Here is a 24128-nt window from a genome sequence, read left to right as displayed (position 1 = left end):
CGGCAGTCTCGTCGTGGACCGGACCATTCGCCGCGGGAGGGGTGAGAGCGTGCTCGACCGCCGAGCGCGTCCGTCCGCCCGTTTAGGCAGGAAGTTCGCGAGAGCCGTGTCCGAGGCTCGTCAGGATCTGGCCTATCGCCCCCGTCTGCCCCGCCCGGGGCGCCTGCGCAAGACGGTTCCCCTCATCGCCGTGGCGCTCGTCACCGTGCTGACGGTCGACGTGCTCGTGCTCGGCGAGCTCAGGTCGGAATCCGCGAACTCGGGCGTGGTCACGGCCCTGTCCGAGCGGCGCACGGGCCACGGCTACGTGGCGGCGGCCCGGCAGGCCCGCGACGTATCGGCTCTGCCCCCGGAACGCCAGGCCCCGGCCGCCCAGACGGTGACGCAGCAGCCGGTGGCTCCGCTGGAGCGGCTGATCCGCCCGCACCTGTTCGTGGTGGCCAACCGGCCCCTTCCCCCCGAGGTGGTGGAGAAGGTGCGCAGGGAGAAGGGCGTGACCGCCGCCGAGGTGACCGGCGCGGCCGACGTGGCCGTGGACGGCAAGCGGGTGCCGACGATGGGCGTCGACCCGTCCACCTTCCGGTCGTACACGCCGAAGGTGACGGCATCCTCCGACGAGCTGTGGCGCAACATCGCCGCCGGCGACATGGCGGTCTCCTTCGAACTCGGCAACGACGGCGGCGTGCAGCTGGGCTCGCAGGTCCACAGCGGCGCCAGGCGCCTGCGCATCGGCGCGTACGCCACGGTGGGCATGGGCTCGATCGCGGCGATCGTCTCGAAGGGGACGGCGGCGGCGCTCGGCATCCCGGACGGCAACGCCCTGGTCGTGAGCGCGCCGAAGGTCGACTCCGGCAAGCTCCGCCTCAGGCTGCTGAAGATCCTGCCCAAGGGCAGCCAGGTCGCCACGATCAACCCGGTGGTGGTGACGCCCAAGGGACGCACGGTGTGGCCGCAGACCGCGTTCATGTCCGCGGAGCAGCTCAAGGTCGCGCTCACGGCGGCCGTCGGCAAGCTCGGGCGGCCGTACGTGTGGGGCGCCGAGGGGCCCGACAGCTTCGACTGCTCCGGGCTGGTGCAGTGGGCGTACGCGCAGGCGGGCGTGCGCATGCCGCGGGTGACGTACCAGCAGTGGGTCACCGGTCCGCAGGTGCCGCTGTCGCAGGCGCAGCCGGGCGACCTGCTGTTCTGGCGCAACGATCCGACCAACCCCGGCTACATCTCGCACGTCGCCATCTACTGGGGCAACGGGAAGATGCTGCACGCTCCGCACACCGGAGACGTCGTGAAGATCGCGAACGTCTACACCAAGAACCTCGCCGGGGTCGTCCGGGTCAGTCCGCAGATCTCCGCGCGCGTCCGCTGACCGCGCCGGCGGCCAGTCCGTCCAGCACGAGCGAGAACAGGTGCTCGCTGCGCTGGGCGACGACCGGGCCCTGCTCGGCGATCCAGCCGACGGCGCTGACGAGCGCGAACACGTCCATCCCGTCGATGTCGGGCCGGATGCGGCCGTCGTCCTGGGCCCGCTCGACCAGGCGTCCCGCGGCCTCCCGCATCGCGGAGCACGACGCGTGGAGGGGAGAGCCCTCGTCGCTGATCGTCGTCATCATCGAGGCGGTCAGACCGCGGTAGGTGCTCGCGCCGCCGAGGAACTCCCGCAGCCACTGCCGCAGCGCCTCGTGGGAGTCGCCCGCGCCCTCCAGTTCCCCGGCGCGGGCCGCCAGCCGGTCGAACCGCTGCCGGAGCAACGCCTCCAGCAGCGCCTCTCTGGTGGGGAAGTGCCGGTAGAGCGTGCCCATGCCCACCTCGGCGCGGCGCGCGATGTCGCGCAGGGACGCCTGTGTCCCCTGCTCCTCCACCACAGTTCTGGCGACCTCCAGGATGCGCTCGTAGTTGCGCTGCGCGTCCGCGCGCTGCTGCCGGCCTGTCATGCGTCGATCCTCGCACCTCGACATCCGGAGCATTGACATCCGGAGCGGTGCTCCGATTATTATCTGGAGCGCCGCTCCGAATCAACAGGAGGATCGATGCCCACGATGAAGGCCGTCCGCATGCACAGGACCGGCGAGCCAGACGTCCTGGCGGTGGAGGAGGTTCCCCGCCCCGAGCCGGGAATCGGAGACGTGCTCGTCCAGGTCCACGCGGCCGGGCTGAACCCGCCCGACTGGTACGCCCGCAAGGGCTTCTCGAACATCCCGGAGGAACTGCGGCCCACGCTTCCCCTGCCGTACACCCCGGGCTCGGACATCTCCGGCGTGGTCGCCGCCGTCGGCCACGGCATCACCCAGTGGCAGGAGGGCGACGAGGTGTTCGGCCTCGTGCGCTTCCCTTCCCTGGAGATGGAGAACGGGGGAAGGGGATACGCCGAGTACGCCACCTCGCCCGCGTTGCAGCTGGCCCGCAAGCCGGCCGTCCTCAGCCACGTGGAGGCGGCCGCCGTGCCGATGGCGGGGCTCACCGCCTACCAGTACGTCTTCGATCACATCAAGCTCGACGAGGGCCGCAGGGTGCTGGTCAACGGCGCCGCCGGCGGGGTCGGCCACTTCGCGGTGCAGCTCGCCAAGTTGCAGGGCGCGTACGTCATCGGGGTCGCCTCTGGGCGGCACGAGACTTTCCTGCGCGAGCTGGGCGTCGACGAGTTCCTCGACTACACGACCACCCGTGTGGAGGACGAGGTGCGGGACGTGGACGTGCTCATCGACTGCGTGGGCGGCCCGGACGGGCACCGCTTTCTGCCGGTCCTGCGGCCCGGCGGCGTGATCAGCCCGGTCTTCCACGGCGATTACCACCGGGAGCGCGCGGCCGAGCTGGGCATCACCTTCCGATCCGGCCAGGTCCACTCGGACGGAAAGCAGATGGCCGAGCTGGGACGCCTGTTCGAAGAGGGCCGCCTGCGCGTCGGCGTCGACTCGGTCTTCCCGCTCGCGGAGGCCGCGAAGGCCCACGAGCGGGCGGAGCGCGGGCACATCCAGGGGAAGATCGTCCTGCGGGTGGCGCCCGATCAGATCGGCAGCCCGGCCTCCAGGTAGCCGAGGGCCTCGTCGAGCAGCACGGGCAGCGGCGTCCTGCCGTCCTGCTCCACCCACGTGAACAGTGCCGGGAGCATGACCCCCATGACCGCGCCGACGAGCGTCCGTACGGCGGGGCTGCGGGGGTCGCGGCCCGCCCGCTCGGCCACCGCGCCCGCAAGTGTGTCGATAGTGGCGAACAGTCCCTCCACGGTCCGCGCCCGCAGCGCGGGCACGGAGGTGGACAGCTTGGTCCGGGCGAGGACCTGATCGAGTTCCTCGGCCCCGATCGACTCGAAGGCGGTGCGGAATGCGGCGCGCAGCGCGGCCAGCGGGGGCAGGTCCGCCGGCTGGGCCTTGATCGCCTCCATGAGGATCGGGTCGTAGTCGTCCTGGGTGACCACGTCCTCCTTCGTGGGGAAGTAGCGGAAGAACGTGCTCGGGGAGACCTCCGCCGCCTCCGCGATCTGCTCGACCGTCGTGGCCTCGTACCCCTGCTCGGCGAACAGCCGCAGGGCCTCCTCCTGGATGGTCCTGCGGGTCTTGGCCTTCTTGCGCTCGCGCAGGCTCGTGACAACGCGATCGGAGGGGTGCGGGGTCCGGTCAGCGCGCTGTGGTGAGCTCATGCCCCGATTCTGCCGTCTTTCCGTCCTCGGCCGTACTCCCCGGTAGGAAGACCGCCACCAGGACGGCGGCCAGCGCCGACGCGGCGCCGCACACCAGCAGGACCAGGTCCATGCCGCTCAGGAACGCCTCCCTGGCGGCGTCCAGGAGCGCGGCGTTCCCCGTGCGCGCGGCCAGGGCCACCGCCGTCGTGATCGAGTCGCCCGCCGCCTCCGGGACGCCCTCCGGCAGTCCGGAGGCGTACGCCGCCGAGAGCACGCTGCCGAGGCCGGCCACGCCCAGCGCGCCGCCGACCTGACGTACGGTCTGCAGGGTCGCCGATCCCGAGCCCGACCGCTCCTCCGGCAGCGTGGCGAGCACGCCGTCCATGGCGGGAACCATGGCCAGGCCCACGCCCGCGCCGAGGACGGCCAGCCACGCCGCGACGAACCCGTACCCGGAGGACATCGAGGTCGTCGCGCCCAGACCGAAACCGGCGGCGAGCACGACCAGGCCCGCCGGCATCACCACGCGCAGGCCGAGGCGCGCCGTGAGCCGCTCTCCGGTCAGGCCGCCGAGCATGAGCCCGGCCACCATCGGGATCACCCGTACGCCGGTGCCGAAGGCGTCGTGTCCCAGCACGGCCTGCAGGTGCTGCGGGACGACGAACAACACACCCGACATGCCGAGGCTCACGAACGTCGCGCCGGCCGCGCCCCACACGAAGACGCGGTTGCGGAACAGGCCGAGATCCGTCATCGGCTGCCGGACGCGGGCCTCGACGCGGACGAACACCGCCAGCAGCGCCACCCCTGCGCCGAGACCGGCCAGCACGCGGGGGTCGCCCCAGCCGCGCGCCGGGACCTCGATGACGCCGTACACCAGCGCCGCCAGGCCCGTCACCGACAGCAGCGCGCCGGGGACGTCGATCCGGGGCGCGGCGGGATCACGTGACTCGGGGATGAACACGGCGGCCGCCACCACCGCGACGACGATCACGGGGATGTTGACGAGGAAGATCGAGCCCCATCGGAAGTGGTCGAGCAGGTAGCCGCCCACGATAGGGCCGAGGGGCAGGCCGAGCGCCATGGCGGCGGTGAAGACGGCGATCGCGCGCCCGCGCTCGGCCGGAGGGAAGATCACCGGCAGGATCGAGGTCGCCAGCGGCATGATCACCGCGCCGCCCGCGCCCATGAGCGCACGGGCCGTGACCAGGGTGCCCGTGCTCGCCGCGAACGTCGCGAACACCGACGCGATCCCGAAGGCCGCCAGGCCGGCCAGCAGCAGGCGCCTGCGCCCGAAGCGGTCTCCGATCGCGCCCGACGGAAGCATCAGCGCGGCGAACGGAACCATGTACGCGTCCACGATCCACTGCAGGTCGCCGGTCGTGGCGTGGAGATCGGCCGCGAGCGTCGGCAGCGCCACGTTGAGCACCGTCGCGTCCATGCCGATGACCAGGGCGCTCAGCACGAGGGCGCCGAGCGCCCACCACCGAGAAGTGAGAGTAGCCATGTTTTAAAAGTAACTATCAAAAAGTAGCAACTGTCAATCTCGGCCTATCATTGCGCAGCGATGTAATGTTGATTACATGAATTCAGAAGAGCAGTTGAGTGCCTGGTTCGCCGGCCGATTGCCGGAAGACTGGTTCGCCGAGTCCCCCAAGGTCGTGGTGGACCGCGAGGAGATCAGCGTGCTGGGCACGCTTCCACCGCTGTCGGTCGCCGAAGGGCTCCCCGACGTGGAGCGTGCGGCGGCGATGGAGGGGTACGTCGAGCGGTTCCGTGAGGAGACGCGCGAGCGCAGGATCGACATCGCCAGGGAGGCCGAGCACCGCTTCCGCCGCAAGGTCTCCTGGGGCGTCGTCGTCGGCGACGAGACAGTGATGTTCACCACTCTTTCCGTCCCCGTCATGACCCGGCTGCGCCAGCCGGAACGGCAGGTCCTCGACACCCTGGTCGCCGCGGGTGTCGCGCGCAGCCGCAGCGACGCGCTGGCCTGGTGCGTAAGGCTCGTCGGCAGACACACCGACACGTGGCTCGCTGACCTGCGCGATGCCCTCCAGCACGTGGACCGGATCAGGGCGGAAGGCCCCGGCGGATTGGACTGAACCAATTTCCGCAGAGGTCTGGACCATTCGAATTGGCCTATACCAATGTGTAAGCCCGGCCAGGCGGGTAAGGGGGAGAAGGACGTTTTTTCAACAGGGCCAGAGTGGGTAAGGTCCCACAACATCACGGCTGCTGCCTGCGCCGATGCTGTCCGAGGTCGTGAAGCGGAGAATGGCGCCGATTTAACGGAGTGGAAACACGATGGTCTACTCCAATTGGATTCGGAAGCCATTTTCGCTGATGATGCTCTGGCCCTGAGAGATTAAGGAGCCGCCCCCGTGTCCATTTCAGTAGAGGTACCGACGCCCACCACTCACAGCGATCTGGCGGCCTGGGTGACGCGGATCGCGGAGCTGACCCAGCCGGACCGGATCGAATGGTGCGACGGCTCCGAGGCCGAATGGACGCGCCTGACCAACCTTCTGGTCGAGCAGGGCACCCTCAAGCGGCTGGTCAAGCGTCCCAACAGCTTCTACGCGGCCTCGGACCCGAGCGACGTCGCCCGCGTGGAGGACCGCACGTTCATCTGCTCCGAGCGTGAGGAGGACGCCGGGCCGACCAACAACTGGATCGCGCCCGACGAGATGCGCCGCACGTTCGCCACCCTGTTCAAGGGCTGCATGCGGGGCCGGACGATGTACGTCGTGCCGTTCTGCATGGGCCCCCTGGGCGGGACCATCTCGCAGCTCGGCGTCGAGATCACCGACTCGCCGTACGTCGTGGTGTCGATGCGGATCATGACCAGGATGGGAGAGGAGGCGCTGCGCCTCATCGAGGAGCGCGGAGCGGCGCGAAAGGCCCGAGAGAGCGAGGCACGAGCCAACGAGGGCCGTGGCAAGCGCGACCAAGAGCACAGCGACTTCGTCAAGGCCGTTCACTCGGTGGGCGCGCCGCTGGAGCCCGGCCAGGCCGACGTGCCGTGGCCGTGCAGCCAGACCAAGTACATCAGCCACTTCCCGGAGACCCGCGAGATCTGGTCGTACGGCTCGGGCTACGGCGGCAACGCGCTGCTGGGCAAGAAGTGCTACGCGCTGCGGATCGCCAGCACGATGGCCCGCGACGAGGGCTGGCTGGCCGAGCACATGCTGATCCTCAAGCTCACGCCGCCGCAGGGCGAGGCGCGGTACGTTGCCGCGGCCTTCCCGTCGGCGTGCGGCAAGACGAACCTCGCCATGCTCCAGCCCACGATCCCGGGCTGGAAGGTCGAGACGATCGGCGACGACATCGCCTGGATGCGCTTCGGCCCCGACGGCCGGCTGTACGCGATCAACCCGGAGGCCGGCTTCTTCGGCGTCGCGCCCGGGACCGGCCAGTCGACGAACGCCAACGCGATCAAGACGCTGTGGGGCAACAGCATCTTCACGAACGTCGCGCTGACCGACGACGGGGACGTCTGGTGGGAGGGCCTCACGGACGAACCGCCCGCGCACCTGACCGACTGGAAGGGCCGTGACTGGACGCCGGAGTCCGGCGAGCCCGCCGCCCACCCGAACGCCCGGTTCACCACTCCGGCCGAGCAGTGCCCGACGATCGCCCGCGAGTGGCAGGACCCGGCCGGGGTGCCGATCTCGGCCATCCTGTTCGGCGGCCGCAGGGCGACCGCGGTGCCGCTGGTGACCGAGTCGCTGAGCTGGCGGCACGGCGTCTTTCTGGGTGCCAACGTGGCCTCGGAGAAGACCGCGGCGGCCGAGGGCAAGGTCGGCGAGCTGCGCCGCGACCCGTTCGCGATGCTGCCGTTCTGCGGCTACAACATGGGCGACTACTTCGGGCACTGGCTCGAGGTCGGCAAGATGACCGACCCGGAGAAGCTGCCCAGGATCTACTACGTGAACTGGTTCCGCAAGGACGCGAACGGCCGCTTCCTGTGGCCGGGCTTCGGCGAGAACAGCCGGGTGCTCAAGTGGATCGTCGACCGGCTGAACGGCGTGGCCGACGCCGTGCCCACGCCGATCGGCAACCTGCCGGGCTCGCTCGACACCGAGGGCCTCGACATCGCGCCCGAGGACATGGAGCTCCTGCTCAGCGTCGACCCCGAGGTGTGGCGCGAGGAGGCCGCGCTGATCCCGCCCTACTTCGAGACCTTCGGCGATCACATGCCGAAGGAGCTGTGGGACGAGTACCGCGCCCTGCTCCAGCGGCTCGGCTGAGTCCAGCGGCTCGCTGATCCACGCGTACGGCCCGCGCACCCGCTCCCTTCGGACGGAACTTTCCCCGTGAAGGCTTCGTCTGCGGGATAGACGGGGCGCGGGCCGTCCGGCCCGGGCGGACGCACGGGACTTCGCCGCCTGGCTGCGGGCACGCGGGCGCCTCTGACCGCGCGACGCGGGTTACTCGGGCCGCTCCCAGGAAAGCCTGAGGAGGGCAGGGCATGCCGGATCGCCCGCGATAATTGGTGATCGAGCCCACCGTCGCGAGGAAGAGGGTCGCATGAGCATGCGCGATCTCGTGTACAAGCTGTACGAGCGCAGGCTCGAACGGAAGCTGTCCTCCGACCAGATCCCCCGCCACGTCGGCGTCATCGTGGACGGCAACCGCAGATGGGCGCGGGCCATGGGCCTGCGGGACGTCAGCCGCGGCCACCAGAAGGGCGCCGACAAGATCTCCGAGCTGCTGGTGTGGTGCCGCGAGGCCGGGGTCGAGTACGTGACGCTGTGGCTGCTCTCCACCGACAACCTCGCCAGGGACAAGGCCGAGCTCGAGCCGCTGCTCCAGGTGATCGAGAACCTCGTGCAGGATCTCGTGGACCAGGGATGGCACCTCAACCCCATGGGCTCGCTCGACCTTCTGCCCGATCACACGGCTCGTGTCCTCAAACACGCAAAAGAAACCACATCGCATCGTCCAGGCCTGATTGTGAACGTTGCCGTTGGGTATGGAGGAAGGCGTGAGATCGCTGATGCGGTGCGCTCCCTCCTCCAGGAGCATGCCAGCAAGGGCGCGAGCATCGAGGACCTCGTCGAGGTCCTCGACGTCGAGCACATCGCGGAGCATCTCTACACGCGCGGCCTGCCCGATCCGGATCTCGTCATCCGGACCTCGGGAGAGCAGCGACTCTCCGGATTCCTGCTCTGGCAGAGCGCCCACTCCGAGTTCTACTTCTGCGAGGCCTACTGGCCCGACTTCCGCAGAGTCGACTTCCTGCGGGCGCTCCGCTCGTACGCCGCACGGCACCGTCGGTACGGCTCCTGAGACGGTACGTGACCAGCATCTTTTAGCCTGCGTAAACCTATTGGGCTGGGGAGATTCGTTACGTAACGTGGTAGCTGAACGGCCGTCGAGGGGATCGGCGGCCACCACCTCGGGAGAGGGCCCGTCCTTGCGCGACCACCATGCGAGGAGGGCCGGAGCCCCGGTCTGCCCTCGCAGGTCACGGGCCCGGTCCGTTCACCACCAGTCAAGGCAGGGCGCCCACCTCAGGCGCCCGGGGGAGAACGCGTGGCAGTGTCCTCGAGCAACCCGTCCACATCCCGCACCTACGTTCTGGACACGTCCGTCCTGCTCGCCGACCCGGCGGCGATGAGCCGCTTCGCCGAGCACGAGGTCGTCGTTCCGATCGTCGTCATCACGGAACTGGAGGCCAAGCGCCACCACCCCGAGCTCGGCTACTTCGCCCGGGAGGCGCTGCGCTTCCTCGATGACCTCAGAGTGCGGTACGGACGGCTGGATGAGCCCATGCCGATCGGCGACGGGAACATCCGGGTCGAGCTGAACCATAGTGATCCGTCCTGCCTCCCGGCGGGCTTCCGCCTGGGCGACAACGACACCCGCATCCTCACCGTCGCGCAGAACCTCGCGGCGGAGGGCAAGGACGTGGTGCTGGTGTCGAAGGACCTTCCGATGCGGGTCAAGGCGGCGTCCATCGGCCTCAGCGCGGAGGAGTACCGCGCCGGCATGGTGGTCGAGTCCGGCTGGACCGGCATGGCGGAGCTCCAGGTCACCACGGAGGAGATGGACGCCCTCTTCGAGGCCGGCACGGCCGACATCGACGAGGCGCGCGAGCTGCCGTGCCACACCGGCCTGCGGCTGCTGTCGAGCCGCGGCTCCGCGCTCGGCCGCGTCCTGCCGGACAAGTCGGTACGTCTCGTGAGGGGCGACCGTGAGGTCTTCGGGCTGCACGGCCGGTCGGCGGAGCAGCGGATCGCGCTCGACCTGCTGATGGACCCCGACGTCGGCATCGTCTCGATGGGCGGCCGTGCCGGCACCGGTAAGTCCGCGCTGGCGCTGTGCGCGGGCCTGGAGGCGGTGCTGGAGCGCCGCCAGCATCGCAAGATCATCGTCTTCCGCCCCCTGTACGCCGTGGGCGGCCAGGAGCTCGGCTACCTGCCCGGCTCGGAGAACGACAAGATGGGCCCGTGGGCCCAGGCGGTCTACGACACGCTGGGCGCGGTGACGTCCCCCGAGGTGATCGAGGAGGTCATCGACCGGGGCATGCTGGAGGTCCTGCCGCTCACCCACATCCGCGGCCGTTCCCTCCACGACGCCTTCGTGATCGTGGACGAGGCGCAGTCGCTGGAGCGCGGCGTGCTGCTGACCGTGCTGTCCCGCATCGGGGCCAACTCGCGGGTCGTGCTCACCCACGACATCGCCCAGCGCGACAACCTGCGGGTGGGCCGGCACGACGGTGTCGTCGCCGTGGTGGAGAAGCTCAAGGGCCACCCGCTGTTCGCCCACATCACGCTGACCAGGTCCGAGCGGTCGCCGATCGCCGCCCTGGTGACCGAGATGCTGGAGAACATCACGCTCTGATCAGGTCACGTCACGGGGGGAGATGGCCGTCCTTGGGGGCCAGATCCCAGAACTCCCGGCAGGTGTGGACCTTCAGGGGGCCGTTCCTGTCGGGAGTCGCGTGAGCGATCTCCACGGCCCAGATCTCCGGGCGCAGCCGCGCCGTACAGGTGATCTGGGCCATGGCGGCCCTGGTGATCTTCCAGCCGCTCACGAACAGCCGTACGCGCAGGCTGAGGGTGTTGTCGGGGTCGTTGCGGCTGCCCGCGTCCGGGGCGTACCTGACGAGCTGCACCTGGGCCAGCGTGAGCCCGGTCAGCGCGGTGGACAGCCGGTTCGACGTCCGCCCGCTGGCCGCGAACAGCGCGTCCAGCACGTCGTTGACGTGCGGCGAGCGCGCCGCGACCCGGGTGGGCCACAGCCGGCCGTCCCGCAGCAGGTAGATCGTGACGAGGGTGGGGGTGCCGCTGATGACCGGCGCCGGACCGGCGTCGACCACCCCGGTCGGCGCGACCCCGCAGGCCGCCGGCGCCATGAGCAGCCCCGCGAGCAGGGCCGCGGCCGCGCGCCTGATCCGTCTCCTGCTCATGGCTTCGGGATCCAGACGCGGAAGAGGGTGCCGGGGTCGCAGCGCTCGGCCGTGATCGAGCCGCCGTGCAGCTCGGCGTTGGCCTTGGCGATGGCCAGGCCGAGACCGCTGCCCACGCTTCTGGCCCGGTCGGTGCCCGCCTTGTAGAAGCGGTCGAAGACGTGGGGGAGGACCTGTTCAGGGATGCCGCTCCCGTGGTCGCGCACGGACACCTCGAGCGCTCCGTGATTCTCGCCGCCGACCGCCACCCGCGCGCTCACCACCACGGGGGGCGCGCCGTGGTTGAGCGCGTTGCCGACGAGGTTGGCCACGATCACGTCGAACCTCCGGGCGTCCAGGGAGAACGTGAGCCCGACGGGCACCGTGAGTTTCACCCGGTCGGCCCAGCCCCGCACCTCCAGGCAGTCGGCCAGCGTGTCGCCCACGTCGACGGTCTCCCGGCGGAGCGTGGCGGCGCCCGCGTCGAATCGGCTGATCTCGATGAGGTGCTCGACCAGCACCCGCAGCCTGTCGATCTCGCGGACGACGATCCGCACGGCCTCCCCGGCGTCGTCCGGCAGGTCCTCGGCGTCCTCCGACAGCATGTCCGTCACCGCGGTCATCGCGGTCAGCGGCGTGCGCAGCTCGTGCGAGACGTCCGCGACGAACCGCCGCGACATCGACTCCAGCGTCCGCAGCTCTGAGACGGTGTCCTCCAGCGCCGCCGCCGTCTCGTTGAACGTCGCGGTCAGCTCCGCCAGCTCGTCCCTGCCCCGTACGGGGAGGCGGACCTGCAGCTCACCGGCGCCGAGGGCGCGGGCGGCCGCGCCCAGCCGCCGTACGGGCAGCAGCACCCGCCGGGCCGACAGCAGGGCCAGGGTCAGCGCCAGGACGAGCGTGATGCCTCCGGCCTGCGCGAGGGCCGCCCTGAGGCGGGACAGCACGGCCTCCTCCTCCGACAGCGGCACGAAGACGTAGGCCGTCAGGCCCGTCGGGCGCAGCACGCCGTCGCGGGTGGCCCGCTGGATCTGCGTGGCGACGATCAGCCACGGATGGTCCCCGAACAGCACCCTCTGGTAGACCAGCCGCCGGGCCGCCTGCCAGCGGAGCTGGTCGGGCACGTCGGTCATGGTGAACCTGGCGCCGGTGTTGGAGCGCCGGTGGTCGCCGTAGGTGACGATGACGGTCCGGTCCGGGGCCTCGAGCGCCTGCACCACCCCGCCGAGGTCCTCGTCGGTGACGGTGGTGTCGCTCGGCCAGACCACGTCGCTCGCGCCGATCGGCAGCGTGATCCTGGACAGCGTCTCGCGCACGTCGGCGACCGCGCCCCGCTCCGCGCGCTCCAGGAGCCCCCGGCGGACGATCTGGTATCCCAGGCCCGCCACCATGGCGGACGCGGTGACCGCCACCAGCAGGAAGGTGATCACCAGCCGGGCCCGCAGCCCGGTGGGCACCCAGGTCATGGCGGGCTGAAGCGGTACCCGAAGCCGCGCACGGTGTGGATGTAGACGGGGTCGGCGGGCACCGGCTCGATCTTGGCCCTGATGCGCTGCACGCACGCGTCGACCAGCCGCGAGTCCGCCACATGCGTGTGGTCCCAGACGGCGCGCAGGAGGTAGCGGCGGTTGAGCACCTGACCGGGGTGGCGGACCAGTTCGAGCAGCAGGCGCAGCTCGGTCGGGGTGAGGTGGATCTCCTTGCCCGCGAGGCTCACCTTGAGGGCTCCGCGGTCGATCACGAGGTCGCCGAAGGTGAGGCGGTCGGGCGAGGCCGACTCGAGGCGGCGCAGAATGGCGCGGATGCGGGCGTCCAGGACCCGTGGCTCGACCGGCTTGACGACGTAGTCGTCCGCGCCTGCCTCCAGCCCCACCACCACGTCGAGATCGTCGCCCCTGGCCGTGAGCAGGATGATCGGCAGCGGATCGAGCCTGCGGATGCGGCGGCACACCTCGACCCCGTCGATGCCGGGCAGCATGACATCGAGGATCGCGATCTCGGGACGGCGGGAGCGTACGTGGTCGAGGGCCTCCTCGCCGGTGGCGTACGCGGTCACCGAGTGGCCCTGCCGGGTGAGCGCGAGCTCGAGTCCGGCGCGGACCGAGGGGTCGTCTTCGACCAGGAGGATGCCTGCCACCCGGTCATTATGGTGCGGACCTCACCAATTCCCCTATTTGTCGCAGTCCTGTGACCTCGCCCGCACGCCATCATCAAGAAGCGGGAGCAGGCTGGTGCCGGGCACCCATGCCTCTCCCTGTGGCGCAAAGTGTGACCAAAATCACATTATGGGGGAAAGTCCATGTGATCGGCGGTCGGGTCAAGACGTCACCAAACAGGTACCACGATTCGGTTGCGGAGCACCCCCCACCACAGGGCAAGCTCATAAGCCGTGAGCTCTGGTCAGCAGTTGAAGGATCGCCCCCGCGCCTCCCGGCCCCGGCGGGGAGCCGGCGGCCGCTCCGGGTCGGGCCGGCTGACTCCCAAGCGGATCGCGATCCTCGGCGTCAGCGTGGCCGTGCTCGCGGGCGGGACGGCCTTCGTGGTCCGCACCTCGATCGAGCACGGCAACGCGCCCAAGCAGGTGCTGGGCCCGGACAGCTTCCTCGCCCTTGACCCGAACGCGCCCGACCCCGAGACCGACATCCTCAAGGAGCAGGCGGTCCAGGCGCTGCGCAAGGACAGGCTGCAGAGCACCCGCGACGACCGGAAGAAGGGTCTCGACCCGGTCGAGATCGCGCAGAAGGCCCCCGGCGGCGGCGGCTTCACCCCGGCCGACTTCCCGCCCGGCTCCACCCCGGACCCCGGCAGCAACAAGGCGCTCGGCAAGCAGATGGCCGAGGCACGCGGCTGGGGCGGCGAGTGGGGCTGCCTGGAGAAGCTGTGGGACAGGGAGAGCCACTGGAACGAGCGGGCCATGAACCGCTACAGCGGCGCCTACGGAATCCCCCAGGCGCTGCCCGGCAGCAAGATGGCGAGCGCGGGCTCCGACTGGCAGACCAACCCCGCCACCCAGATCAAGTGGGGTCTCGGCTACATCGCCGGCCGCTACAAGACGCCCTGCGGCGCCTGGGGGCACTCCCAGTCCACCGGCTGGTACTGAGGTCTCCCAGTCTCAGGTCTCCCTGGTCCGCGAAACTCTGGTCAGGGTTTCTCGACCTTTCGGCAAGCCCGCGCGTACGGCGGGGGTCGCACTGCACCCTTGGCCTCATGGGTGTGAAGGTCAGCGTGGTTATGCCCGTGTCCAACCCCGGGCTGTCGAACGACGCCTTCGGCGCGTGTGTGCGCTCGGTGCTGGAGCAGTCGCTGCCGCCGGACGAGTACGAGGTCGTCTTCGCGGACGACGGGTCGACGGACGGGACCCGCAGGCGGCTCGACGCGATCGCCGAGCAGCGCGACAACGTGCGGGTCCTGCACCTCGACCACAGCGGCTCGCCCGCGCGCGGGCGCAACGTCGGCCTGTCGGTGGCCCGCGGCGAGTACGTCTACCTGCTCGGCCAGTACGACAGGCTTGAGCCGCACGCACTGGAGCGGATGTACGACAGGGCCGTGGAGACCGACGCCGACGTGCTGATCGGCAGGCTCGCCGACCAGGGGCCGCCGCCGGCCACATTCGCCCGCGACCGGGACCGGGCCGACGTGCTGCGCGACCACCTCCTCGCGCTGCCGACGGCGCACAAGCTGTTCAGCCGCGACTTCCTGGAGACCTGCCAGCTCCGCTTCGCCGACCGGCCGCTGTCCGAGCAGGCGTTCGTGACCAGGGCGTACCTCGCCGCGAAGGTGATCGCCGTGCTGGCCGACGAGATCTGCTGCCACCTGGGCCCGGCTTCCCCGGGGACGGCGGAGGAGGAGGCGCCGGACGCCGAGGCGCTCTTCGACGGCCTCAACGCGATCTTCGATGTGGTGGACGCCTACACCGAGCCGGGCTCGCAGCGGGAGCGCATCCAGGCCCACTGGTATCGGACGCTCGGGCTGCGCCGTCTCGCGGGCGCGCGGTTCCTCGCCGCCGAGCCGGACGAGCGGATGGTCCTGTTCTCCTTCCTGCGCCGCTTCACCCTCGACCGCTTTCCCGCCTCGCTCGACGTCCACCTTCCCGCGCACCTGCGCGCCCGTACGGCGCTGCTGCGCCTGGACCGCCTCGACGCGCTGGTCGCGCTCGCCGAGGCGTCCCGGGGCACCAGGCTCAGCGCGGAGCTGCGGGAGCTGCGCTGGGACCAGGGCGTGCTGCTGCTCGACCTGAGCGTGGAGATCCTGCGGGCCGGGGGCGCCCCGCTGTGGCTGCGGCAGCGGGGCGACCGGCTGCTGTGGACTCCGCCCCCCGGGGTCGAGGGCCTGCTCGACGGCCTGCTCGACGACGAGGGCGCCGACGTGACCGACGCGGTGCGCAGGGCCCGTGTGGAGGTCTGCGTCCGCCACGTGGAGACCGGCGTGGTCCACTCCCTGCCGGTCACCTGCTCGGTGGGCCGCGCGGGCCTCGGCGACCAGGCGCGCGGCGGCCAGGTGCGCGTGTGGGTGAGCGGCCAGGCCCGCCTCGACGCCGGCGCGGCGGCCATCGGACGGCCGCTGCCCGCCGGGCTGTGGGAGGTCCACGTGCGCATGCGGGGCATCCATGCGGGCCGCACCCGGGTGGCCCGCCCCGCCCTGCCGATGAGCTGCGCGGGCGCGCTCGCCGGCGAGCCCAGGCGGCTCGTCGTGCCGTGCTGGTCCGAGCGTGGCGAGCTGGGCGTCTGCGTGGAGCCGAAGTCGTTCCCCGAGTCGATCGCGCTGGTCTCGTCCCGGGCCACCGTGGCCAGGCAGGAGGGGCACGTCTTCGTCGTCGTGCCCGTGCCGTACGTGCCGCCGAGCGGCGGGCCGCCGGCCGAGCTGGTGCTGCGCGAGCAGGACGGGCGCGGGCGCAGCATGGTCGTGCCCGCGCTGGTCGAGCCGGGGATACCCGGCCGGGTGGCCGGGCAGCTCGTCGCGCGGGTGCCGGTGAGCCGGATCGGCGGGGACGAGTGCCTCGGCCCGGGGTCCTGGCGGCCCGCGCTCCGGGTCGACCAGAAGGACGTGGACCTGCTGTTCGGGCTGACGGTGCGCCGCGGCGGGCAGGTGCACGTGCTGCCCGCCGGGGCGTCGCCGCAGGCCCCCTCACTGCTGCGGCGCATCGCCGTCCGCGTCCTGCGCGAGCGCCGCTGACTCCGGACCGCGCGGGGCTGTCCGCGCCGACTATCCGCGCAGGTGCGCGAGCAGCGCCGCGCGGAACTCCGCCGGCTTGTCGAGGTGCGGGCCGTGGCCGGCGCCCTCGACGACGACCTCCCGGTAGGCGCCGTAGCGGTCCAGCACGGCCCGCGTCTGGGTCACCATGGGCTGGGCGGGCGTGCCGTCCCAGCCGGGCACGGCGCCGATCGCCCCCAGGTGTGCCAGGTCGAACAGCGACGTGTCCGAGACGATCACGTCCTGGTCGCCCCTGATCCAGAGGATGGGCGGCTTCGGGTCGATCTCGTGCAGGTCGTCGATCCGGAAGTTGGTCGGCGCGATCGTGTTGAGCACGCCCCGCTTGCCGGGGGCCACGCCCGGCCAGGCGTCCGAGGGCAGGGAGTCGCCCGGGTAGTGGTCCTCGCCGATCCGGGTGGACAGCATCGACTCCACGAACGCGTCCTCCTCCCCGCCCAGGTCGGTTCCGGCGGCGACGTACGTGGCGCGCAGCACGTTGCGGGGCGAGACGGGGGAGTCGGCCGACCGGTCGCCCGCCCGGAGCGCCGCCACGAACTCGGGGTTGGCCGCGCCGCCGCCGGAGCCCACGCCGTCGGGGCTGGTGAGCACGCCGTCGGGGCCGACGGTGCCGCCGAAGCCGTACGGCGAGACGGGGTCGACCAGCGTGGCGCTGCGGACCGCCTCGGGCCGGTCGCGCATGGCCTGCATGACGACCCCGCCGCCGAGGCTCCAGCCCACGAGGTGCGCGGGCCCGATCCGGTCGAGCAGCGCGAGCAGGTCGTCGGAGTAGTCGCGCACGCCCCGGCTCGCGTCCACCGGCTCGGGGTCGGAGTCGCCGAAGCCGCGCAGGTCGAGCGCGTACGGCCGGAACCCCTCCGCCGCGATCGCGGTCATCGTCGAGCGCCAGAACGCGCTGGAGGAGACGTTGCCGTGCACGAGCACCACCGGGTCGCCCGCCGAGCCGGGCACGGACAGGACGTTCAGGGTCAGGCGGGGCGTGCTGACGCGCTCGGCGGATATAGGCAGGGTCATGGTGTTGCTCCCAGGGTGCAGGTGTTCTCGAGGTCGCCTGTGGCCGGGCGAGGCAGGGTGGCGTCCGGGGGCGGCGGCGTGCCCGTGCCGATCCACGCCTCCAGCGCGGTGAACGCGCTGCGGAAGCAGGGGAGCAGGGGCCGCAGGCGGTCGGGGAAGGCCGGGTAGAGGCTGTCGACGTGGTTGCCGCCCTCGACGCGGTAGTAGCGCAGCAGCCGGTCGCGGTGCCGGTCGGCGATCATCTTGGCGTAGACGTCGGAATCCTCGCGGATCGGCAGCAGCGTGTCCAGGGTGCCGTGGACGATGACCAGCGGCCGCTTGATCTTCCCGGTGAGGCTCACCCGCGCGACCGCCTGCTTCACGGCCGCGGGCCTGGAGGCGTAGTCGTAGTCCGTGTCGCAGCCGGGCGTGCCGGAGGCGCAGAACGGCGTGCCCGCCTCGGCGTCGCCGTCATAGGTGGGGTCGAACTCCTCACGGTAGAGGCGCTGGGTGAGGTCCCAGTAGTACTGGTAGTGGAACGGCCACAGGAAGTCGGACTCGGGCGCGAAGCCCGCCGCCGCGACCCCGGCCGTGTCGCCCTTCGCGTACGCGCGCAGCGCGGGCGGCAGGAACGTCAGCAGGTTGGGTCCGTCGGCGGTGAAGAGCGTGCCCTCCCAGTCGACGCCGCCGTCGAACAGGTCGGGACGGTTCTCGATCTGCCAGCGGACCAGGTAGCCGCCGTTGGACTGGCCGGCCGCGATCGTCGTGCGGGCCGGCCTGCCGTACCGCTGCCGGACGACGGCCTTGGCGGCGACCGCCAGCTCGCTGACCCGGCGGTTCCACTCGGCCACCGCGTCGCCGGGCCGTACGCCGTCACGGTAGAAGTAGACGCCGGTGTTGCCCTTGTCGGTCGAGGCGTACGCGTAGCCCTTGGCCAGCGCCCAGTCGGAGATCGTGAAGTCGTTGGCGTACGTCTCCCGGTTGCCGGGCGACCCGGCGACGACCAGGCCGCCGTTCCAGTGCCGGGGCAGCCGGATGACGAACTGCGCGTCGTGGTTCCAGCCGTGGTTGGTGTTCCCGGTGGAGGTGTCGGGGAAGTAGCCGTCGATCTGCATGCCGGGCACGCCGCCGGGGTTGACGGCGCCGGGGGAGTTGAGGCCCGACCAGTCCGACTGGTCGGTGTGGCCGGAGGCCAGAGTGCCCTTCGTGGTGAGATCGTCGAGGCAGGCCGTGACCTGCTTCTGCGCGCCCGGGACGGTCACGTTCGGGCACGCGGCGGCCTCGGACGGGACGGCGGCGGCCAGGGGGAGGGCCAGCGCCAGGGCGGCCAGCACGACGGCACCGGCGCGCATCAGGCCTCCTTCACGATCGCGGCGGCCTGGGCCGCGCCCGAGGTCGGCTCGATGGCGGACAGGTCGCGGTCACGGGTCTCCCTGGAGGCGATCACCGCGATGATCGTGAGGATCGCCGCCGCCACCACGTAGACGGAGATCGGCACGCTCGATCCGTACGCGTCGAGCAGGGCGACCGCGATCAGCGGGGCCACGCCGCCGGCCGCGATCGAGGCGAGCTGGTAGCCGATCGACACGCCCGAGTAACGCATCCGGGTGGCGAACAGCTCGGAGAAGAACGCCGCCTGCGGGCCGTACATCGCGCCGTGGAGCAGCAGGCCGACCGTCACCGCCACGGTGACCAGGGCGAAGTTCTTGGTGTCGATCAGCGGGAAGAACGCGAAGGCCCACAGGCCGACGCCGACGGCGCCGAGAAGGTAGACGGGCCTGCGGCCGATCCGGTCCGACAGTGCGCCCCACAGCGGGATCGTGACGAAGTGGAACGCCGAGCCGATCAGCACGGCGTTGAGCACGGTGCCCTTGGGCAGGCCCGCCGCCGTCGTGCCGTACACGAGGACGAACGCGGTGATCACGTAGTAGGAGACGTTCTCCGCCATGCGGGCGCCCATCGCCACCAGGACGTCGCGCCAGTGATGGCGCAGCACGCCGACGATGGGGGCCTTCTGAGTGGGCTCCTGCCGCTCCAGCGCCTCCTGGAACACCGGCGACTCGGTGACCGTCAGCCTGATCCACAGGCCGATCAGCACGAGCACGCCGGACAGCAGGAACGCGATCCGCCAGCCCCAGGCGAGGAAGGCGTCGTCGGGCTGCACCGCGGCCAGCAGCGCCAGCACCCCGGTGGCGATCAGGTTGCCGCCGGGAGCGCCGGCCTGCGGCCAGGACGCCCAGAAGCCGCGGTTGCGGGGGTCGCCGTGCTCGGAGACCAGCAGCACCGCGCCGCCCCACTCGCCGCCGAGGGCGAAACCCTGCACCAGGCGGAGCAGGGTCAGCAGCAGGGGCGCGCCGGCGCCGAGCGCGGCGTACGTCGGCAGGCAGCCGATGAGGAACGTCGCCCCGCCCATCATGAGCAGGCTGATGACCAGCAGCCGTTTGCGGCCGAGCCGGTCGCCGTAGTGGCCGAAGACCAGCCCGCCGAGGGGCCGGGCGACGAAGCCGACGGCGTAGGTGAGGAACGCCAGCAGTGTGCCGGTCAGCTCGTCCTCGGTGGGGAAGAACAGCTTGTTGAATACCAGGGCGGCGGCCGAGCCGTACAGGAAGAAGTCGTACCACTCGATGGTGGTGCCGATCAGGCTGGCCCCGACGACCTTTCCGATCCGGGCAGGTGGGGTGTTTGCCATGGGAACTCCTCCGATGGGGGGTTCCGCACACGGTATGCAGTGACCGAGGTCACTCCTATGGGGCGCCGCCACACACCTCAGGCGTCCGGCATGTGGGTGCGCAGCCGGTGCAGCCGCAGGGCGAGCTGGATCTCCAGGGCGCGCTCGGGCTCCTGCCAGTCCTCGCCGAGCAACTGCCCCACCCGGTCGAGCCGCTGGGTCACCGTGTTGACGTGGATGTGCAGGGCCTCGGCCGTACGCGACAGCGAGCCGCCCGTGCCGAAGTAGGAGCTCAGCGTCTTGACCAGTGCGGTTCCCCGGCGCGCGTCGTAGTCGAGCACCGGCCCGAGCGCGCCGGACAGGAAGCCGGACACCTCGCGCCGCTCGCCCACGAGCAGGCCGACGAAGCCCAGCTCCTCGGCACTCGCGCCGTCACCCGTACGGCCGAGGGCCACCAGCGCACCCGCACAGCGAAGGGCCTCCTGGTAGGCGGACGCCACGGCCGTCACCGGCCCGGAGGCCGGCGCGGCCCCCGCCGTCGCCGGGCGGCCGAGCGAGGCGCTCAGCTCGGCCGCGACACGCCGGGCCAGCGCGCCGGGCCGGTCGCCGGGCAGCAGCAGCACGACCTCATCGCCCCGGGCGGTGGCCAGCCCATGGGCCAGCGTCGCCTGCGACGACGCCCAGAAGGCGCCGCGCTCCCGCTGCCCGTCGTGCCGCGCCACGACCAGCACGTGCGGCGCGCCGAGATCGACGCCGAGCCGCCGCGCCCGGTCGTCGAGCCCGCGCAGTTCGGGGCGGGAGACCAGGTCGTCGAGCAGTTCACCGCGCACCCGTCCCTCCGCCTCGGCCACGCTGCGGCGGAACAGCAGCAGCAGCGCGGTGACGATCGCGGCGCGCTCCAGGATCCGCTGGTCGGTGTCGGACACCGGGTGGTCGGTCCGCAGGACCAGCGTGCACAGCGGCGCCGCCCCGACGTCCACCGACGCGACGTACGCGTCGCCCCGCTTCACCGTGCGGCCCAGAGCCCGCGAGGACTGGGCGGCGTCGAAGACACCCGTGTCCAGGTCGCCGGACTCGCCCACGAGGGGGCGGCCCTCGTCGTCCAGCACGGTCAGGCGGCCGCCCAGCACCTCGGTGACGACCGCGGCGACGTCCTCGACCCCGCCGCCGCGCAACACGAGGCCGGTCATCCGGTCGTGCGCGTCTGCGGCCCGCTCGATCGACTCGCTGTGCGCCCTGATCAGCGTGTTCGCCTCGCTCAGCTCGGCCAGCGCGGCCCGGGTCTCCTGCAGCAGCCGGGCGGTGTCGATGGCCACGGCGGCGTGCGCCGCCAGCGAGCACAGCAGCGCCACCTCCTCCTGCACGAACGGCCTGGCGCTGCGGTTGGCCGCGAACAGCACGCCGATGACCTGCGTGCCGAGCCGCAGCGGCACCCCGAGGATCGCCACCAGGCCCTCCTCGTGGACGGCCACGTCGATCGTGTTCGTGTGACGGAACCTGGGGTCGGCGAAGTAGTCCGCCGTGTTGTACGGCGTGCCGCTCTGCGCGACCAGCCCGCCCAGCCCGGCGCCCATGGGCAGCCGCAGCCGCCGGAAGCTGGCCGAGATCGACCCGTCGGTCACCCGCATGTAGGTGTCGCCGCGCTCGGGGTCGTTCAGCGTCATGTATGCGATGTCGGTCGCGAGCAGCTGCCTGGCCCGGTGCACGATGGCCTCGAGCACCGCGTCGAGGTCGCGCAGCCCGGCCAGGTCGCTGGCGGTGTCGAACAGCGCCGACAGCTCCGCCTCGCGCTTGGCCCGCCGGCGCAGCACGGCCCGCACCTGCAGCGCCGCGACCTTGGCCCGCTCCAGCTCCTCCAGCGTCGCGGAGTCGGCCCCGGCCGCCCTGGCCTGCAGGATCGGGCCCTCGAACTCGACCGCCGACGCCTCACGGGCGAGCAGGTCGAGGTAGGCGTACGCGCCGTCCGTGTTTCTGGGGGCCGTCGTGTTCTTGGGAGCGGGAGTGGTCAGCGCGCGCTCCATCCTCCGTCGATGGGGATCGAGACGCCGGTGACGAACGATCCCTGGGGGCCGCACAGGTAGGCGACCATCTCGGCCACCTCGTCCGGCTCGATCAGCCGCTTGATCGCCGCGGGGGCGAGCATGATCTGCTCCACCACCTCGTCCTCGCTGATCCCGTGGGTGCGCGCCTGGTCGGCGATCTGGTTCTCCACCAGCGGCGTCCGCACGTACGCGGGATTGACGCAGTTGGAGGTCACGCCGTGCGGCGCCCCTTCGAGGGCGATCACCTTCGACAGGCCCTCCAGCGCGTGCTTGGCCGTCACGTAGGCCGCCTTGAACGGCGAGGCGCGCAGGCCGTGCACCGAGGAGATGTTGACGATGCGGCCCCAGCCGCGCTCGTACATCCCGGGCAGCACGTCCCGCACGAGCAGGAACGGCGCCTCGACCATCACCCGCATGATCTTGCTGAAGATCTCGGGCGGGAACTCCTCGATCGGGGCCACGTGCTGGAACCCCGCGTTGTTCACGACGATGTCGGCCCGGAGGTGGGTGGCCGGGGAGGGCGGGAGCTGACCCCGCCAGGCCACCAGGAACTCCGGATCGGACAGGTCGACGGCCACCGGCGTGCCGCCGATCTCGGCCGCCACCTTGCCCGCGGCCTCGGCGTTGATGTCGGCGACGACGACGTGCGCGCCCTCGGCGGCCAGGCGCCGGGCACACGCCCGTCCGATGCCGCTCCCCGCGCCGGTGACGAGGGCCGTGCGCCCTTCAAGGCTCATGCTGCCTCACGATAGGAACCAGGTTCTTCCGGGCACATGGCGGCCGGCGACATAGATGCCCGCCCTCCTATGTGGGGCTGGTCATGGACAGCACGTCCAGCGCCTGGTCGAGCTGCTCCTCGGTCAGCGCGCCGCTCGCCACGTGGCCGCGCTCGATGACGACCTCCCGGATCGTCTTGCGCTCCTTCAGCGCCTGCTTGGCGATCTTGGCGGCCTCCTCGTACCCCACATATCGGTTGAGCGGGGTGACGATCGAGGGCGACGACTCGGCGAACTCGCGCAGGCGCTCCACGTTGGCGGTGATCCCGCCGACGCACCGGTCGGCGAGCAGCCGCGACACGTTGGCCAGCAGCCGGATCGACTCCAGCACGTTGCGGGCCATCACCGGCAGCATCACGTTGAGCTCGAACGAGCCCGAGGCCCCGGCCATCGTGATCGCGGCGTCGTTGCCCACGACCTGCGCGGCCACCATCGTGACGGCCTCCGGGATCACCGGGTTGACCTTCCCCGGCATGATCGACGAGCCCGGCTGCAGGTCGGGCAGGTTGATCTCGGCCAGCCCGGCGCGCGGGCCCGACCCCATCCAGCGCAGGTCGTTGGCGATCTTGTTGAGCGACACGGCGATCACCTTGAGCATGCCCGACAGCTCGACCAGGCCGTCACGCGCGCCCTGCGCCTCGAAGTGGTCCCTGGCCTCGGTGAACGGCAGGCCGGTCGTCCGGCTCAGCTCGGCGATCACGGCCTGTGCCCAGCCGGGACCCGGCACGTTGACGCCGGTGCCCACGGCCGTGCCGCCCAGCGGCAGCTCGGCCAGGCGCGGCAGCGCCGCCTGAAGCCGTTCGAGCGCCAGCTCGATCTGAGTGGAGTAGCCGCCGAACTCCTGGCCGAGCGTGACCGGCGTCGCGTCCATCAGGTGGGTGCGGCCCGACTTCACCACGTCGGCGAACTCGGTCGCCTTCTCCTCCAGCGCGGTCGCCAGGTGCTCCAGCGCGGGCGTCAGCTCGTGCACCACGGCGTACGTCGCCGCGACGTGGATGGAGGACGGGAAGACGTCGTTGGACGACTGGGCGGCGTTGACGTGGTCGTTGGGGTGGACGGCCCGGCCGAGCCGCTCCTGTGCCAGCGTGGCGACCACCTCGTTCATGTTCATGTTCGACGAGGTGCCTGAGCCGGTCTGGAAGACGTCCACGGGGAACTGGTCGTCCCAGCGTCCCTCGGCGACCTCCTCGGCCGCCTCCTGGACGGCCTGCGCCATGTCCTTGTCGATGACGCCGTACTCGGCGTTGACCTTGGCGCAGGCGGCCTTGATGCGGGCGAGCGCCGCGATGTGCGCCGGCTCGAGCCCCCGGCCGGACACCGGGAAGTTCTCCACCGCCCGCTGCGTCTGGGCCCGCCACTTGGCGCGGGCGGGCACCCGGACCTCGCCCATGGAGTCGTGCTCGATGCGGAATTCGTCCATGCCTCAGTCCTTCGG

At 71.5% G+C, this 24128-nt stretch carries 20 protein-coding genes; 8 read left to right on the top strand and 12 right to left on the bottom strand.

Annotation, left to right across the window (positions count from 1 at the left end; all coding sequences use genetic code 11):
• Positions 1 to 106: 106 nt before the first annotated feature.
• Positions 107 to 1363, top strand: coding sequence for a C40 family peptidase (locus tag QSK36_RS27340; RefSeq protein WP_285784352.1), 1257 nt, complete (start codon positions 107 to 109; stop codon positions 1361 to 1363).
• On the opposite strand, the gene QSK36_RS27335 is transcribed toward QSK36_RS27340, so the two are convergent.
• Positions 1332 to 1928: a TetR/AcrR family transcriptional regulator gene (locus QSK36_RS27335; RefSeq protein WP_285784351.1), complete on the bottom strand. Its 597-nt coding sequence runs from the start codon at positions 1926 to 1928 to the stop codon at positions 1332 to 1334. The two genes, QSK36_RS27340 and QSK36_RS27335, sit on opposite strands and share 32 nt — an antisense overlap.
• Before the next feature lie 96 nt (positions 1929 to 2024).
• Between QSK36_RS27335 and QSK36_RS27330 the strand changes: the two genes are divergently transcribed.
• The gene (locus QSK36_RS27330; protein ID WP_285784350.1) at positions 2025 to 3026 is read left to right on the top strand and encodes an NADP-dependent oxidoreductase; all 1002 of its coding nucleotides are present in this window, start codon (positions 2025 to 2027) and stop codon (positions 3024 to 3026) included.
• Here QSK36_RS27330 and QSK36_RS27325 read toward each other — a convergent pair.
• Together QSK36_RS27325 and QSK36_RS27320 are read right to left on the bottom strand one after the other, a co-directional pair.
• Positions 2999 to 3631, bottom strand: a complete 633-nt coding sequence (locus tag QSK36_RS27325; protein ID WP_183542612.1) for an acyl-CoA-like ligand-binding transcription factor — start codon at positions 3629 to 3631, stop codon at positions 2999 to 3001. The genes QSK36_RS27330 and QSK36_RS27325 overlap by 28 nt on opposite strands.
• On the bottom strand, positions 3609 to 5120 hold the full coding sequence (locus tag QSK36_RS27320) for a DHA2 family efflux MFS transporter permease subunit (RefSeq protein WP_285784349.1): 1512 nt from the start codon (positions 5118 to 5120) through the stop codon (positions 3609 to 3611). The genes QSK36_RS27325 and QSK36_RS27320 overlap by 23 nt, the downstream gene beginning before the upstream one ends.
• 76 nt (positions 5121 to 5196) lie before the next feature.
• Here QSK36_RS27320 and abmR point away from each other — a divergent pair, with 76 nt between their 5' ends.
• The 4 genes from abmR (at position 5197) to phoH2 (ending at position 10462) form a co-directional block, all read left to right on the top strand.
• Complete coding sequence (gene abmR, locus QSK36_RS27315) at positions 5197 to 5715, top strand: ATP-binding transcription factor AbmR (protein ID WP_182899906.1); 519 nt, start codon at positions 5197 to 5199, stop codon at positions 5713 to 5715.
• Positions 5716 to 5994: 279 nt separating this feature from the next.
• Entirely contained in the window at positions 5995 to 7863 is a 1869-nt protein-coding gene (locus tag QSK36_RS27310) for a phosphoenolpyruvate carboxykinase (GTP) (protein WP_502883341.1), read from the top strand.
• 280 nt (positions 7864 to 8143) lie between these two features.
• Entirely contained in the window at positions 8144 to 8905 is a 762-nt protein-coding gene (locus QSK36_RS27305) for an isoprenyl transferase (protein WP_079315659.1), read from the top strand.
• 246 nt (positions 8906 to 9151) lie between these two features.
• Positions 9152 to 10462, top strand: a complete 1311-nt coding sequence (phoH2, locus tag QSK36_RS27300) for an RNA 5'-3' helicase PhoH2 (RefSeq protein ID WP_139577347.1) — start codon at positions 9152 to 9154, stop codon at positions 10460 to 10462.
• Between the two features lie 10 nt (positions 10463 to 10472).
• On the opposite strand, the gene QSK36_RS27295 is transcribed toward phoH2, so the two are convergent.
• From QSK36_RS27295 to QSK36_RS27285, 3 genes are read right to left on the bottom strand one after another with little or no spacing between them, the layout of a single operon-like run.
• Entirely contained in the window at positions 10473 to 11030 is a 558-nt protein-coding gene (locus tag QSK36_RS27295) for a hypothetical protein (protein WP_183542608.1), read from the bottom strand.
• Positions 11027 to 12472, bottom strand: a complete 1446-nt coding sequence (locus QSK36_RS27290) for a sensor histidine kinase (protein WP_183542606.1) — start codon at positions 12470 to 12472, stop codon at positions 11027 to 11029. The genes QSK36_RS27295 and QSK36_RS27290 overlap by 4 nt, the downstream gene beginning before the upstream one ends.
• A complete protein-coding gene (locus QSK36_RS27285; protein ID WP_079315655.1) occupies positions 12469 to 13143 on the bottom strand; it encodes a response regulator in 675 nt (224 codons plus the stop codon). Before QSK36_RS27285 ends, QSK36_RS27290 begins: the two co-directional genes overlap by 4 nt.
• 252 nt (positions 13144 to 13395) lie before the next feature.
• Between QSK36_RS27285 and QSK36_RS27280 the strand changes: the two genes are divergently transcribed.
• The gene (locus tag QSK36_RS27280) at positions 13396 to 14106 is read left to right on the top strand and encodes an aggregation-promoting factor C-terminal-like domain-containing protein (protein ID WP_183542604.1); all 711 of its coding nucleotides are present in this window, start codon (positions 13396 to 13398) and stop codon (positions 14104 to 14106) included.
• Between the two features lie 107 nt (positions 14107 to 14213).
• Positions 14214 to 16178 carry a glycosyltransferase family 2 protein gene (locus tag QSK36_RS27275; RefSeq protein ID WP_183542602.1) on the top strand — a complete coding sequence of 655 codons (1965 nt, stop codon included), beginning with the start codon at positions 14214 to 14216 and terminating at the stop codon, positions 16176 to 16178.
• Between the two features lie 30 nt (positions 16179 to 16208).
• On the opposite strand, the gene QSK36_RS27270 is transcribed toward QSK36_RS27275, so the two are convergent.
• The 6 genes from QSK36_RS27270 to QSK36_RS27245 all read right to left on the bottom strand — a co-directional run bounded on the left by QSK36_RS27270 (position 16209) and on the right by QSK36_RS27245 (position 24113).
• Positions 16209 to 17228, bottom strand: coding sequence for an alpha/beta fold hydrolase (locus tag QSK36_RS27270; protein ID WP_285784348.1), 1020 nt, complete (start codon positions 17226 to 17228; stop codon positions 16209 to 16211).
• The gene (locus QSK36_RS27265) at positions 17225 to 18559 is read right to left on the bottom strand and encodes a 3-hydroxybutyrate oligomer hydrolase family protein (protein WP_285784347.1); all 1335 of its coding nucleotides are present in this window, start codon (positions 18557 to 18559) and stop codon (positions 17225 to 17227) included. The genes QSK36_RS27270 and QSK36_RS27265 overlap by 4 nt, the downstream gene beginning before the upstream one ends.
• Positions 18559 to 19896: an MFS transporter gene (locus QSK36_RS27260; protein WP_183542597.1), complete on the bottom strand. Its 1338-nt coding sequence runs from the start codon at positions 19894 to 19896 to the stop codon at positions 18559 to 18561. Before QSK36_RS27260 ends, QSK36_RS27265 begins: the two co-directional genes overlap by 1 nt.
• A 77-nt stretch (positions 19897 to 19973) precedes the next feature.
• Positions 19974 to 21896 carry a helix-turn-helix domain-containing protein gene (locus tag QSK36_RS27255; RefSeq protein WP_285784346.1) on the bottom strand — a complete coding sequence of 641 codons (1923 nt, stop codon included), beginning with the start codon at positions 21894 to 21896 and terminating at the stop codon, positions 19974 to 19976.
• Complete coding sequence (locus QSK36_RS27250) at positions 21881 to 22654, bottom strand: 3-hydroxybutyrate dehydrogenase (RefSeq protein ID WP_183542593.1); 774 nt, start codon at positions 22652 to 22654, stop codon at positions 21881 to 21883. Before QSK36_RS27250 ends, QSK36_RS27255 begins: the two co-directional genes overlap by 16 nt.
• A 67-nt stretch (positions 22655 to 22721) precedes the next feature.
• Positions 22722 to 24113, bottom strand: coding sequence for a class II fumarate hydratase (locus QSK36_RS27245; RefSeq protein WP_285784345.1), 1392 nt, complete (start codon positions 24111 to 24113; stop codon positions 22722 to 22724).
• Positions 24114 to 24128: the final 15 nt, after the last annotated feature.

Origin of the sequence: Microbispora sp. NBRC 16548, assembly GCF_030268985.1 — a bacterium.
Classification (GTDB): Bacteria; Actinomycetota; Actinomycetes; order Streptosporangiales; family Streptosporangiaceae; genus Microbispora; species Microbispora catharanthi.
This window is presented reverse-complemented; position numbering and strand designations above follow the sequence as displayed.